Source organism: Calothrix sp. CBUCES-K 9914 (assembly GCF_059640475.1).
This window is the reverse complement of record NZ_JBXXZH010000257.1, coordinates 1-12664: the sequence shown is the minus strand read 5'-3', so window position 1 is coordinate 12664 and position 12664 is coordinate 1. Positions and strand designations below refer to the sequence as shown.

At 40.7% G+C, this 12664-nt stretch carries 12 protein-coding genes; 6 read left to right on the top strand and 6 right to left on the bottom strand.

Going from position 1 to position 12664, the window contains the following annotated elements:
* The first annotated feature begins 577 nt into the window (after positions 1 to 577).
* The gene (locus tag AC2JBO_RS36415; protein WP_496958511.1) at positions 578 to 2500 is read left to right on the top strand and encodes a S9 family peptidase; all 1923 of its coding nucleotides are present in this window, start codon (positions 578 to 580) and stop codon (positions 2498 to 2500) included.
* Positions 2501 to 2557: 57 nt separating this feature from the next.
* Here AC2JBO_RS36415 and plsY read toward each other — a convergent pair whose 3' ends face one another.
* From plsY to AC2JBO_RS36395, 4 genes are all read right to left on the bottom strand, one after another.
* Positions 2558 to 3244, bottom strand: a complete 687-nt coding sequence (gene plsY, locus AC2JBO_RS36410) for a glycerol-3-phosphate 1-O-acyltransferase PlsY (RefSeq protein WP_496958510.1) — start codon at positions 3242 to 3244, stop codon at positions 2558 to 2560.
* Between the two features lie 98 nt (positions 3245 to 3342).
* On the bottom strand, positions 3343 to 4476 hold the full coding sequence (locus tag AC2JBO_RS36405; RefSeq protein ID WP_496958509.1) for a DUF3086 domain-containing protein: 1134 nt from the start codon (positions 4474 to 4476) through the stop codon (positions 3343 to 3345).
* A 171-nt stretch (positions 4477 to 4647) separates the two neighbouring features.
* Positions 4648 to 5031 carry a DUF3119 family protein gene (locus AC2JBO_RS36400; RefSeq protein WP_496958508.1) on the bottom strand — a complete coding sequence of 128 codons (384 nt, stop codon included), beginning with the start codon at positions 5029 to 5031 and terminating at the stop codon, positions 4648 to 4650.
* Between the two features lie 73 nt (positions 5032 to 5104).
* Positions 5105 to 5902, bottom strand: a complete 798-nt coding sequence (locus AC2JBO_RS36395) for an MlaE family lipid ABC transporter permease subunit (protein ID WP_496958507.1) — start codon at positions 5900 to 5902, stop codon at positions 5105 to 5107.
* A gap of 406 nt (positions 5903 to 6308) precedes the next feature.
* Here AC2JBO_RS36395 and AC2JBO_RS36390 point away from each other — a divergent pair, with 406 nt between their 5' ends.
* The 4 genes from AC2JBO_RS36390 to AC2JBO_RS36375 all read left to right on the top strand — a co-directional run bounded on the left by AC2JBO_RS36390 (position 6309) and on the right by AC2JBO_RS36375 (position 8720).
* Positions 6309 to 6605, top strand: a complete 297-nt coding sequence (locus AC2JBO_RS36390) for a hypothetical protein (RefSeq protein ID WP_496958506.1) — start codon at positions 6309 to 6311, stop codon at positions 6603 to 6605.
* 433 nt (positions 6606 to 7038) lie between these two features.
* Positions 7039 to 7875 carry a signal peptide peptidase SppA gene (gene sppA, locus AC2JBO_RS36385; RefSeq protein ID WP_496958505.1) on the top strand — a complete coding sequence of 279 codons (837 nt, stop codon included), beginning with the start codon at positions 7039 to 7041 and terminating at the stop codon, positions 7873 to 7875.
* Between the two features lie 118 nt (positions 7876 to 7993).
* A complete protein-coding gene (aroH, locus tag AC2JBO_RS36380) occupies positions 7994 to 8395 on the top strand; it encodes a chorismate mutase (RefSeq protein WP_496958512.1) in 402 nt (133 codons plus the stop codon).
* 37 nt (positions 8396 to 8432) lie between these two features.
* Complete coding sequence (locus AC2JBO_RS36375; protein ID WP_496958504.1) at positions 8433 to 8720, top strand: hypothetical protein; 288 nt, start codon at positions 8433 to 8435, stop codon at positions 8718 to 8720.
* Between the two features lie 349 nt (positions 8721 to 9069).
* On the opposite strand, the gene crtR is transcribed toward AC2JBO_RS36375, so the two are convergent.
* Entirely contained in the window at positions 9070 to 9957 is an 888-nt protein-coding gene (crtR, locus tag AC2JBO_RS36370; protein WP_496958503.1) for a beta-carotene hydroxylase, read from the bottom strand.
* Positions 9958 to 10171: 214 nt separating this feature from the next.
* Between crtR and pyk the strand changes: the two genes are divergently transcribed.
* Positions 10172 to 11953 (top strand): pyruvate kinase, encoded by a 1782-nt coding sequence (gene pyk / locus AC2JBO_RS36365; protein WP_496958502.1) that lies wholly within the window; start codon positions 10172 to 10174, stop codon positions 11951 to 11953.
* On the opposite strand, the gene AC2JBO_RS36360 is transcribed toward pyk, so the two are convergent.
* Positions 11950 to 12664: glycosyltransferase family 4 protein (locus tag AC2JBO_RS36360; RefSeq protein ID WP_496958501.1), on the bottom strand; the 715-nt coding region annotated here is incomplete at its 5' end. The genes pyk and AC2JBO_RS36360 overlap by 4 nt on opposite strands.

Below are 12664 nucleotides of genomic sequence, written 5' to 3'. Positions count from 1 at the left end.
CCCCCCTTAATAAGGCAGGGCTGTTTCATTCCCTCTCAAATCGGATTTGTCAAGATGGTTAGCTATAAAAATCATAAGTATGGGTAGCAATGAAATAGACTTTTAAGCACATAAATATAAGTGTGATTGTTTATTTTATCGGCGCCTTGGTAGCAAAATTACCAATAAAGATTTGCGCGAAACCCTTGATTTTTCAAGATTTTTAGGGAACGAATCAGCCCTGCCATAAGCAAACATATTAGTATTTCTTATGTTTTCTGCTTACTTGTATCGGGAGACTATTTTCCTTATAGTTCCCTAATCATTGACTAATAATTCAGCACGCTTAAAAAAAATTTGCGAGTTGCCTTCTTATCGCATGGCTTAACTATCGCTTAACCCAAACATTGGCGACAAATAATGGGGTTTCTGGGTCAGTCTATTCTGCTCCTGATTTTGGCATAGATCTAGTGCGTCACAGCAGATGGATTTTCGCTTCGTTGTTTGATTGTTATGGCTGTGACGCACCCTACATTTATCATGTTTATGTTTTACGCCTAAAATATAAAAGTTAAAATCTTGGGATACACAAAAAGCAATGACACCTAAAGTAGCGCCATACGGGTCTTGGAAATCACCTATTACGACTGATTTGATTACGGGGGCAAATATTGGACTGGGGCAAATAGTACTTGATGGTGAGGATATTTACTGGACTGAGTTGCGACCGACTGAGAAAGGACGCAATGTCGTTGTTAAACGCGCGCCTAATGGTAATATTCACGATGTAACTCCAGATGGTTTTAATGTGCGTACTCGTGTTCATGAGTATGGTGGAGGCGCCTATTTTGTTGCAAATGGCACGGTGTATTTTTCCAATTTTGCTGACCAGCGTCTTTATTCTCAATGGAGTGACAGTGCTGTTGCTTTAACTCCTGATGTTGCGATGCGTTACGGTGATGCTATATTAGATGCGACCAGAAAGCGGATTATTTGCGTGTGTGAAGACCATACCGCAGGAGAACATGAGCCTGTAAATAAGCTTGTGAGTATTAATTTAGAAAATAGCGATATACAAACTTTAGTTTCTGGAAATGATTTTTATACATCGCCTCGTTTAAGTTCTGATGGTTCGCAGTTGGCTTGGTTAACTTGGAACCATCCTAAAATGCCTTGGGATAGTGCTGAATTATGGGTTGGAACTGTACAAAGTGATGGTTCAATAGGTGATACAAAAAAAATTGCAGGTGGCGCCTCGGAGTCTGTATGTCAGCCAGAATGGTCGGCAGATGGAACGTTATACTTTATTTTAGATAGAACGGGTTGGTGGAATATTTACCGCACTACAGGGGATAGTATTGAAAATTTAACACCAATATCCGCAGAATTTGGTAAGCCGCAATGGATTTTAGGCACTTGTACATATGGTATCGAATCTGATAATCGAATTATTTGTAGTTACACCCAACAGGGAACTTGGAAGTTAGCTAGTCTTGATATCGCTTCACGTCAACTAGAAACTTTTGATTTGCCTTATACAGAAATCGGCTCATTACAAGTGGCGCCTGGTAAAGTAGTATTTAATGCTGGCGCCCCTACTCAACCTACAGAAATTGTTACATTAGATTTAGCGACTCATGAACGTACTGTTTTACGTCGTGCAAGTGAAATAAAAGTTGATACTGGCTATCTTTCACACGTTAAAGGAATAGAATTTCCAACAACGAACGGAAAAACCGCATACGCAATATTTTACCCGCCACAAAACCAAGATTACACGGCGCCGTTCGGTTCAAAACCACCTTTATTGGTAAAAAGTCATGGAGGTCCAACCGCAGCAGCTTCCACAAGTTTAAGTTTAAGCATTCAATATTGGACGAGTCGCGGGATAGCTGTCCTTGATGTAAATTATGGTGGTAGCACTGGTTACGGTCGCGAATATCGTCAGCGTTTAGAAGGTACTTGGGGTATTGTTGATGTTGACGACTGTGTAAACGGCGCCCTTTACTTAGTTCAACAAGGTTTAGTAGACGGAAACCGTTTGGCTATCGCTGGTGGAAGTGCTGGTGGATATACAACTTTATGCGCGTTGACTTTCCGCGATACCTTTAAAGCTGGCGCCAGTTATTATGGTGTAAGCGACTTAGAAGCACTAGCACGCGATACACACAAATTTGAGTCACGATATTTAGATGGTTTGATAGGTGCCTATCCAGAAAGAAAAGACTTATATATTGAGCGTTCTCCCGTCCACTTTACAGAAAAACTTGCCTGTCCTGTAATTTTCTTCCAAGGTTTAGAAGATAAAATTGTACCTCCTAACCAAGCCGAAATAATGGTAGAAGCATTGCAGCAAAAAGGTTTACCCGTTGCATATGTAGCTTTCCCCGGAGAACAACATGGGTTTCGCAGCGCAGAAAATATTAAACACGCACTCGAATCTGAAATATACTTTTACTCGCGCGTCTTCCAATTTGAACTAGCAGACAACGTACAAACAGTCCAAATAGATAATTTATAATACATGTATTATTTGCAATACATGTATATTGTGGAACAGGCATCCTTGCCTGTTTTATTAAGTTGCTGTAGAGGTAGGCACCTCACTTGCTTCAATACTTTTTTGTCCCAACTTCGGTTCAGTACCTGCTAAAATACGTTGAATATTACTGCGATGGCGAATAATTACGTATAATCCACCCACAACCCCAAACAATACATAAGCCAATGGTTGATGGAATAAGACCATTAATATAGATACTGCAACGGCACCACTAATAGAACTGAGTGAGACAATACGCGATATTGCTATGACGACAGCGAAAACACCAAACGTTGCTAAACCAACTTGCCAACTCATTGCTAGCAGTATACCTAAACTAGTGGCAACTGATTTACCTCCAGTAAAACCCAGAAATATTGATTTACTGTGTCCCAGTACAGCGCATATCCCTGCAAGTGTCACCATCCAAGGTGAGTATCCAGATACAGTTTGCGGAATTAAATTTTGACTACTGGCAAATTCAAAAAACCAATGCACTAACAGTATTGATAGTACTCCTTTCAAGCAATCTACCAACAATACAAAAGCCCCAGGTCCCTTACCCAACGCTCTTAAAACATTAGTAGCACCAGTCGAACCGGAACCAACTTCCCGAATATCAATACCTTTTAATAGTTTTGCTGCCGTATAACCCGTAGGTATTGAGCCTAACAAATAAGCAACAAACAGAACAATTCCACACAAACTTAACCAAACAGCCATAATTAAAAGTTAAAAGAGTGCTAAGTGCTGAGTGCTGAGTGCTGAGTGCTGAGTAGGAAAAATTTACTCAGCACTCAGTACTTTCTACTCATAACTATTTAATAGTCATCATCATAATTAGTTCGCATCATGCGCGGGTCAGGAGCGAATGCTAACCATAGAGGAAATTGTAGCAGTGCGAGACTTATCTGTTCTTCTGAATCATCGATAACAATAAAGGGCATTTGATTTGCCTTCACGAGTCTATCTGCTCTTTGAGCTACCACATCAGCTGTCTCAAATATTACTACCCCTCCATCGCGTCCAAAATCTGGGCGCCCGATTCCCAAACAATCTTGTAAGCCGCGTCGCCATTCTCCTAGTCTTTCGGGCGTGCTTGTCAAAATAATCGTCCTCACTTTCTCCCCATAAAGCTGGTGCAGTATAGATATAGCTGCGGATGATATAAGTATATTTTGTAGCCTACTACCCATAGTCCGAATGGCGCCACGTCCACCTTGAGTCAAAAACCAGTTTGAGACACGCTCGGCATGAATAGGTTCAAAAGTACGACGGAGTTGCCAAGGTGGACCGTAGTAGTCAGGTTTTGTACGGTATTGATCGATTAGGCGCCGAATTTGTTTACTGGTGTCTTGAAACTGTTGAGGAGCAAATTGTATATTGCTGGACGCTGACTGCTCGTTATATTTTGGTTGACGTACTGGTTCTTCTACTTCAACTCTTTCTTTTTTAGGAGGTTTGACAAGTTGAAGTTGTTCTGCGGCAGTGGCTAAATCTTGTAAGCTGCCTGTAAGATAGTCTTTGAAACCTTGAACTCGAATTGCTAAATCTTGTGAGGCACCTGCAAATGTAGTTCGCATCTCGTTGCGAATGCGCTCTTGACGGCGTTCAAGTTGTTCAATAGAGAGTTGTAGCGCGCTTTTTTTTGCTTCAAGTTGTGAAAGCGCTTCAGTTACAACTTGTGTCATTGCCGTTTGAGTTGAGCTTAAAACTACTTGTAAGTCGGCAATTTGCTTTTTGAGTGCAGCTTCGGTTTGTTTTAGTTCGCTTATTCTTTGAGTAATTTCTCTTTCTTCATCTAGCGATTGAGTGGCGCCTAACTGTGCCAACTCGGGAAGAGCGTTTTCGTTAATATTTTCACTTTGATTTTCGTGTTCCATAAAGCTCTGCCTCTCAGTTTGCCCAAGATATTCGTCTTTTACTTCTGGGTTTTGAGATTCTTCTCCGTTCATATATTAGGTAATGGGTAGCGAATACGACTATAGGATTATTGATAATAACGCTTGAATAAGTCAAATAACGTGTTTATTGTAATTCAGATTTACTGTAACTCAGACGGTGCCACCATTTTCAGCGGAGATTTGCATGTGACGGTGGACACCAACTATACGTATAGAAAATTATTATGTTCTGGGACAACGCTGTTCTAGACAAGCTTTTAGGGTATTAGGGTCAAAGATAATCGGTAAAAAGTGAATGCTTTTAACTTCTTTAAAATAAAACAAAATTGGGACTGGATACCAAAATACTCGCCAGTTAATCCATTCTCGGTAAGGAAAGCGTCGAAGTAAATTTTCACCTCGGTAAACATCTAAATCAGTAGCTGTAAATTTTAAGCGTATTGTTACAGCTTGCACCATTAGGAATAAACCAAGTATTGTACACAAGCCTGCAAGAATAGGTTGTACAAACAGCAGTGGTACTGCCCCAATCACTAAAACCAGAGGTATATTGTAACTTGGTTTGAGTTCAACAGTAGATAGTTTATCGGCTGTTGTTGAAGTCATCGCGTATAAATCCTGATTTATTAACAGATATCTTATATTTTAAGTGAGTGTGGGAGCATGACTCCCACTCTCTCTAGGCTCCTTGCTGAAAAGCACTACCTTGCCCTTGGAACATTATCGCCGATAGAATAAAGTTAAAGACGAAGATTAGCAATAAGGCAGTGACGACCGCACTTGTGGTTGATTGTCCCACACCTTTGGCGCCTCCTGTTGTTGTTAATCCCCAGTTACAGCCAATTACGGAAATTAACGCTCCAAAAAAACAGGCTTTAATTAAAGAGCTAACAATGTCCCATACAGAAAGGAAGGTACGAGCTGAGTCTAGAAATACACTGTCAGCTAGGTTATATACATTTGCCGCGATTATTAAACCTCCTAGCATCCCTGTTACTAAAGATAGCAGTGTTAAAATCGGCACCATTACCAAACAAGCAATTACACGAGGAATAACAAGATAATCAATTGGGTCGGTTTTTAAAATCAACAGTGCGTCAATTTGCTCCGTTACGCGCATAGTCCCAATTTCTGCTGCAAACGCTGAACCAACTCGTCCAGCAATAATAACCGCAGTTAACACAGGTGTTAGCTCCCGTGTTAGCGCTATTGCTAGCACTCCACCGACTATGTTACCTGCCCCAAAATTAATAAATTCCCGTGCTACTTGAATTGTAAACACCGCACCTACAAACACGGCAGTGATTAGCGCAATAAACAGCGAGTCGGGTCCTACTGCTGCCATTTGTTCAAGCGTGTTACGTCGGTGAACTTTTCCCCTTAACAAATGAACCATCACTTGTCCAGTCAAAAATACTGCCGATAGTAACCGTTGACCCCACGCTACTAAATCTGATTTAGATACAGTTTCACTCAATGTTCAACTCTATGTTTAACTCTATATTTACAAGTACGCCTAGGTAACTGCCGTCATCATAGCGAATTTCAGCATATTTGTTGGTAATTGACGTTCAACACCTCAGCTATGGCACTTTATATTAACTGTTGTAAAAGCTTTTCTCAGAAATTTAAACTTCGTGTGGATTGTATTGTCACTTTCAAAAAAGGGGGTGCAAACCCTTATCGACTTTGATATATCAAGCATCTGACACCAAAGCGCACCAACATATCTACCTCAAATCCTGAGAAAAAAGTATGTATGTATTTTAATGAAAACTTAAGATTCTTAAATTATCGCCTGATTTCGAGTAATTCCAATTATTGTAGTAAATGACGGGCTAGGTACTTTATTGCTTTTACTAAATCCACGGAGTCTATCTGTGATGGCTATCCTCATTAGTTTTATCCGCTCGCTACTGCTGACTATTGTCTTTGGTTTCGCGCTTCCGATCATTTTCGTCGGCGCCTTATTCGCAAGTTTTACGCTAATCGGTCACATTCCTGGCTTACAAACTGCCACTAGTACCCTCGCTAGTATTATTTTAGAGTTTCTTGCGACCTTTGGTAGCGGCGCACCTATACGTGGACTGATTACGATTGCTCTAACATGCGCTTTTGTTGCCGGATTGTTTGATACATATGTTCATTATCGATATCAAATCCTAAGACTTGATTCTTAAATCAACTTGTCAGGTAATAATTAATACTAACTTATACTGCTTTTTGTTAGGTGGACAGGGAATTGTGAAGTGGCTTAAATGCAAATTCCCGTATAACTACAGAAGTATAAATATAAATATTTGAGCTTACTTACGTGGTCAGATTCCCGACGAGAGCAGAAGTTGTCGGGAATCTTAAAAGATAAAACAAGCCGATTTTACACACAAAAAATTAAAAGTCAATTAAAATTAAGATTGTCGTTGGTTATTAATCTTTAATAGCTGATGGTTATGTCGTTGAATGTTGCCAATACCGTTAAGTGTAAAATGCAGGTTAATAGTATATTGTAATACACATAATACTTAGGCTTGTGTATGGGCAGCCAACACAAACCATTAGTTGTTGACCTTTAATTATTAACTATTTTTTATACTTAAGGTTTTTTGACTGCTCATGGTTTGGCCTTTTAAGCCCAGGTTTCGTAAACAGATTGCTCGCATAGAAGTTACAGGTGCTATCGCTGGCACCACACGTAAGCAAGTGTTGGAAGCTCTCAAAACTGTAGAAGAGAGAAAATTTCCGGCGTTATTACTGCGTATAGACAGTCCAGGTGGAACAGTTGGAGACTCACAGGAAATTTATAGCGCACTGAAACGGCTGAGTGAAAAAATCAAAATCGTTGCAAGTTTTGGTAACATTTCAGCTTCAGGCGGTGTATATATTGGCATGGGAGCGCAGCACATTATGGCAAACCCAGGTACAATTACTGGAAGTATTGGGGTTATACTGCGCGGGAATAACCTGGAAAGATTGCTTGATAAAGTTGGAGTTTCGTTCAAAGTTATCAAATCTGGCCCCTACAAAGACATTTTATCGTTTGACCGTCAGTTAACTGAGCAGGAAGAAGGTATCTTGCAGGAATTGATAGATACAAGCTATGCCCAATTTGTGGAAACTGTTGCCTCGTCACGAAATCTTCCTACCGAAACCGTTAGAAGTTTTGCTGATGGACGCATTTTTACTGGACAGCAAGCTGTAGAGCTAGGTGTTGTAGACCGTTTGGGAACCGAAGAAGACGCGCGTCGCTGGATATGCGAACTTGTTGGACTTGACCCAGAAAAGACCACATGCTTTACATTGGAAGAGCGCAAGCCTTTAGTAAACCGGATTTTATCAGGCAATCAAGTTGAAAACGGTTTGATTTCAAATAGTCTAATTTCAAACACCATGAATTGGCTAGAATTTGAAATATCGACAAGCGGCTTGCCTTTGTGGCTATATCGACCCTAATTACTACTTATTTTTAGGTCTTCACGATAATTAGTGCGATTATGATCGTTTGTGAGGAATAATAAGCTAGTGATTACTTCATATAACGGAGGATATTCTTGTGGAGGCAGACTGGCGGATGCGGGCGATACGTGGCGCAACAACAGTATCAGAAAATACAGTTGAAGCAATGCACGAAGCTGTTACGGAACTTCTGAACGAACTTGAAGAACGTAATCATTTACGTCCTACTGATATTATTAGCGTTACTTTTTCAGTAACACGTGATTTAGACGCAATCTATCCAGCTGCAATTGCCAGAACTCGTCCTTACTGGGACTCCGTGCCAATGCTTGATGTGCAGCAAATGTATGTTGAAGGTAGCTTAGAGCGTTGTATCCGATTTCTAATTCACGTTTATACAAAAGCCTCTACTCCCATTCATCATACTTACCTGCGAAAAGCTGCTAACCTCAGACCTGATTGGAGTTTACCTCAGTCGTTACAAGCATCACATTCAACTATTAAATCAAAAGTCTAGAATGCATGTGTATAGCCATGCTAATACTTAAGAAAATATGAAGTTTGATAGTGGAGACGACGTTGCTCAATTTGGTGGTATTTCGGGTAGGGTATTCAGTGACCGTGGAACAGGTGTTAGGGTTCGCTGCGAAGACTTTCTGAATATTCTAGCTCGAAATCCTGAACCGTTAGTAATTGTCACAGCCGAAGGTTTCTTCACAAAACTTTATAAATATGCAACTGCGTATAAAGGTTTTGTGTTTTTTACCGAATCGCTCGATAGGCTAGAATTTCGCAGCGACATTGAGGTAATTCAAGCTACTAGCATCTCTACAGAAATTTGAAGGTAGAAATATTGGCAACGGATGATAAACGGATGTAACGGATGCGTTAATAACTACTTTAGGCGTTTGTAACCAATAACTGGCGCCGTTACATCCGTCATCAAGAGTTGCAAACAACCCACCAGTTTTAATAACCTAGTACATCACAGCATAAATAAAGCTACCATTTCAAATGGCTGAAAAGTCGATTTTATAAGCTTTCTTTCTTTTGCATGAGTGACTTTTTACTTTTGCCTTGCTGTACTAGTGGTTTATGTCATTAATTATGGTGTGTTACGTAAATAACAAAACCTTGTAGAGACGTTACATGTAACGTCTCTACATTCCCCAAATTTAATGACATGAACCACTAGTGTTTATGATGAAATCGAATTCCTAAGAAAATATCATACAAAAATCCTAAGAAGTCTTTTTTGTTAAGTAATCCTAATGATTGAGGTGAACCTTTTTCATCCAGTTTAGGCTTCATTAAATAATAAGTTGGTTGATATTTATACCAGGGTACTGAAGGCCAAAGGTGATGAACAAGGTGATAGTTCTGTCCCAAAATTAAAATGTTGATTATAGGGCTAGCATAAACGCGCGCATTTTTCCAGCGGTCTCGCTGGTCAAATGGGCGATGTGGTAAATAATCGAAGAATAAACCTAATGTTACGCCTACAACTGCTGATGGGATGAACCAAAAATTCAGGATGTAACCCAAGAAATGATGCTGTACTGAAATATATACTATTACCGCGACAAACAAGCGGCTTAAGAACCATTCTAGTAGTTCATAATTACGCCACAGGCGCCGCTTGAAGAAAAATATTTCGTGATATAAAAAGCGTACAGCAATAAGCCATAAAGGACCCCCCGTTGAAACATAATGGTCTGGGTCGTTTTCTGGGTCATTGACATTACCGTGATGCTGCAAATGTACCCTTGTAAAAACTGGAAAAGCAAAAACTAACATTAACGCGCTAATATGCCCTAGTACGGCATTGAGGATTCGGTTGCTATGGGCAGACTGATGACAAGCATCGTGAATAACTGTACCCGATATATGAAGGGCAAGAACATTCAAGCTAAAACATACCCAATGCTGCCATTCCCAAACCCAGTAACCAAAGCCGGATATGGTCATCATTCCCACTGCCAATAGAAACATCTGTACAGTTGGATTAAAACCACCTGGAGGCGCTAATAATTCCTTCGGCGGGACTGCCAGTATTTTTGGTGCCTCCGACGTTAACATTATAAACTCCTTAACCTTTAAACAATTAAATTGAATGTACGACACAAAGTATCGAAGAATAAAGTTTTGTGTACCAACATTAATTTATCTCATGATACATCAGCACCTCAATAAGCGATATGATGCCAATCGAGCAAACTATCGACACTAACAGACAGACTGTGCCGCTCAATTTTATGATGATTCCCAGATAGCTCCCTTTCTATTACCCTCTATGCAATTTAAAGACTCAATCCGCCGGACTAAAATTGTCGCTACGATTGGTCCTGCTACTAGCAGCCCAGAAATGCTCAAAGCTATTATCGAAGCAGGCGCCACCACGCTTAGATTAAATTTCTCTCATGGTTCTCATGCAGACCATCAGCGTAACATACGCTTGATTCGGCAAACGGCATTTGAGTTAAACCAGCCGGTTGCTATATTACAGGACTTACAGGGTCCTAAAATTCGCTTGGGTAAATTTGAGAATGGGTCAATAGTGCTGGCTAAAGGCGACCGCTTTACATTAACAAACCGTCCTATAGTTGGCACTCAAACTATGAGTTGTGTCACCTATGATTATCTTGCCGACGAAGTTCCCACAGGCGCCCGAATTATGCTTGATGATGGACGGGTGGAAATGGTCGTTGAAGAAGCCGAGCGAGAAAAAGGTGATTTGCACTGTCGTGTAACTGTTGGAGGTACGCTTTCTAATAATAAGGGCGTAAACTTTCCGGGTGTTTACTTATCGATTAAAGCAATGACCGACAAAGACCGCGAAGATTTAATCTTCGGTCTAGACCAGGGTGTAGATTGGGTAGCGCTTTCGTTTGTCCGTAACCCTCAAGATATTATCGAGATTAAAGAATTAATTAGCACTGCTGGTAAACAAGTACCAGTCGTTGCCAAAATTGAAAAGCACGAAGCTATCGAGCAAATGGAAGCGGTTTTAGCTTTGTGCGACGGTGTAATGGTCGCGCGCGGAGATTTAGGTGTTGAATTACCTGCTGAAGATGTGCCAGTATTACAAAAACGTTTAATTGCCACTGCTAACCGTTTGGGCATTCCAATTATTACAGCTACCCAGATGCTGGATAGCATGGTCAATAACCCCCGTCCAACGCGAGCGGAAGTTTCTGACGTAGCAAATGCTATTTTAGACGGTACTGATGCCGTCATGCTCTCGAACGAAACCGCTGTAGGTAAATTTCCTGTAGAAGCAGTAGCAACAATGGCACGGATAGCCGAACGGATGGAGCGAGAAGCAGCGGAAAATGCAAATGCTTTGAAAGTCAGAGATGCACGTCGTTCGATACCGAATGCGATCAGTCAAGCAGTTGGGCAAATTGCCGAACAGCTGGGAGCCAGTGCAATTATGTCATTAACTCAAACTGGAGCAACGGCACGTAACGTTTCTAAATTCCGTCCGCAAACACCAATTTTGGCTATTACTCCTCATGTTAATGTCGCTCGTCAGTTACAAATGGTATGGGGTGTCAAACCGTTACTCGTATTAGAATTACCTTCCACCGGTCAAACTTTCCAAGCAGCGCTAAATGTGGCATTAGAGAATAACTTAGTAGCTGAAGGTGATTTAGTTGTAATGACAGCTGGAACATTACAAGGAGTTTCTGGTTCCACCGATTTAATTAAAGTTGAAGTTGTAACATCAGTACTTGGTCATGGTATTGGACTAGGGCAAGGTTCAGTGAGTGGACGCGCGCGCGTTGCATATACAGGTGTAGACGTTGGTAATTTTAATCATGGTGATATTTTAGTTGCATCGGGTACTAGTGCTGATTATGTAGATGCTATTCGTAAAGCAGCAGGTATTATTACTGAAGAAGAAAGTTTAACTTCCCACGCCGCAGTTATTGGTTCGCGGTTAGGAGTTCCTGTAATTGTGGGTGTTAAAAATGCAACGCGCGTTATTCGCGACGGTTTAATACTAACAATGGATATGCAGCGTGGGTTAGTTTATTCAGGCGCCGTTAACGGTACAGTAGTAACAACCTAGCATTCTATCGTAGCACAGGCATCTTGCCTGTGCATTGGCTTAAGCAAGTCTTTATACAAACGCAAGTGTTTAGCACTAATATACTCCCAACTATAATATGCTTTTACGTAGTTTTGAGCATTGACCGCTAGTCTTTTAAGTTCCTGAAAATGATTAATAGCCCAACCAAGCGTATTGCAAAGAGCATTAATATCACCAGTGCGGAAAAGAATTCCCCTATTTGCTGCAACTAGCTGTAGATGTGGTGCAATATCACTAGCTATAACTGGAATACCTTCACGCATCGCTTCCAACATTGCTAATGGTAATCCTTCCAAATTAGAAGGTAACACAAATAATCCTGCACCCCGCATAATCTCAGCTTTACGCGCTCCCGATAATTCTCCTGTCATAACAATATCTGAATTAGCTGAAACCATTCTCAGAATTGAAGCGGTAAATTCTTTTGTATCACTAATTCCACCAACTAATACAAGTTTCCATCCAATTGGCTTTAGTTTCTGAAATGCTTTGATAAGTAAGTCTGGGCACTTCTCTGGCACAAGTCTGCCCAAAAATACAATGTAACGTCCCTTATCTAAACCTAAAGCTTTTGCGTAATGAAAACTTGAGTCAGAATCACAATAGCTAGCTGGGGCGCCAGGAATATAAATAGTCTTGCGATTATAAGTTTGCTGAAAATGTAACTTGAGCGCTTCTGATACAACAATT

Excerpts from the sequence above, each read along its gene's own strand:
- AC2JBO_RS36415 (WP_496958511.1), top strand. The coding sequence starts at position 578 with ATGACACCTAAAGTAGCGCCATACGGGTCTTGGAAATCACCTATTACG.
- plsY (WP_496958510.1), bottom strand. The coding sequence starts at position 3,244 with ATGGCTGTTTGGTTAAGTTTGTGTGGAATTGTTCTGTTTGTTGCTTAT.
- AC2JBO_RS36405 (WP_496958509.1), bottom strand. The coding sequence starts at position 4,476 with ATGAACGGAGAAGAATCTCAAAACCCAGAAGTAAAAGACGAATATCTT.
- AC2JBO_RS36400 (WP_496958508.1), bottom strand. The coding sequence starts at position 5,031 with ATGACTTCAACAACAGCCGATAAACTATCTACTGTTGAACTCAAACCA.
- AC2JBO_RS36390 (WP_496958506.1), top strand. The coding sequence starts at position 6,309 with ATGGCTATCCTCATTAGTTTTATCCGCTCGCTACTGCTGACTATTGTC.
- sppA (WP_496958505.1), top strand. The coding sequence starts at position 7,039 with ATGGTTTGGCCTTTTAAGCCCAGGTTTCGTAAACAGATTGCTCGCATA.
- aroH (WP_496958512.1), top strand. The coding sequence starts at position 7,994 with ATGCGGGCGATACGTGGCGCAACAACAGTATCAGAAAATACAGTTGAA.
- AC2JBO_RS36375 (WP_496958504.1), top strand. The coding sequence starts at position 8,433 with ATGAAGTTTGATAGTGGAGACGACGTTGCTCAATTTGGTGGTATTTCG.
- crtR (WP_496958503.1), bottom strand. The coding sequence starts at position 9,957 with ATGTTAACGTCGGAGGCACCAAAAATACTGGCAGTCCCGCCGAAGGAA.
- pyk (WP_496958502.1), top strand. The coding sequence starts at position 10,172 with ATGCAATTTAAAGACTCAATCCGCCGGACTAAAATTGTCGCTACGATT.